General features: G+C 62.8%; 1 protein-coding gene. It reads right to left on the reverse strand.

Annotation, left to right across the window (positions count from 1 at the left end; translation table 11 throughout):
• Positions 1–15: 15 nt before the first annotated feature.
• The coding region (locus BJQ90_RS18990; RefSeq protein WP_226761757.1) for a hypothetical protein at positions 16–548 on the reverse strand (533 nt) is incomplete at its 5' end.

Consider the following 548-nt stretch of genomic DNA (forward strand, 5'->3'; position numbering starts at 1 on the left):
TATTTCTGGTGTGTGTTACTTGGTGTTGACGGTGATTTTGGCGATGCCGACGAGCATGTCGGCTTTCACGGCGTCGGTGTTGAAGGTTTTGTTCAGCAGGCCGGCGGCGGTGTCGGAGATCAGCACGCGGGTGCCTTCCAGGACCGCGGTGTCACCGGACTTGGCCAGGGGCTTGAGGGTGGAGCCGTCGAGGTTGAAGATGTAGGCCTGCTTGACGGCGGTCTTGCCGTTGACCGCGACATCACCATAGAGCTTGGAGGTGCCCGGGTCGATGGTGAAGTTGGTCAGGTCGACCTTCGTGTCCCCGGAGGTGAGGGAGAACCCGGAATCAGCGTGGCTGATCAGGCCCTGGACGTACGGGCGGTAGTCCTTGGCCGGGTCGTAGTAATCGACCTTGCCGCCGGTGATCGGGAAGATCAGCGAACCATCGGTGAGTTCGGCCGTGCCGACGGTGCCGGGGGTCAGCTTCAGGGTCTCCAAGGCCTTCGCGAACGACGCATCGAGCTTCACCGCGGTCGATACCCCGGTCAGCGCCGGGATCGAGGCCA

Source organism: Arthrobacter sp. SO3 (assembly GCF_020532825.1).
GTDB lineage: Bacteria > Actinomycetota > Actinomycetes > Actinomycetales > Micrococcaceae > Arthrobacter.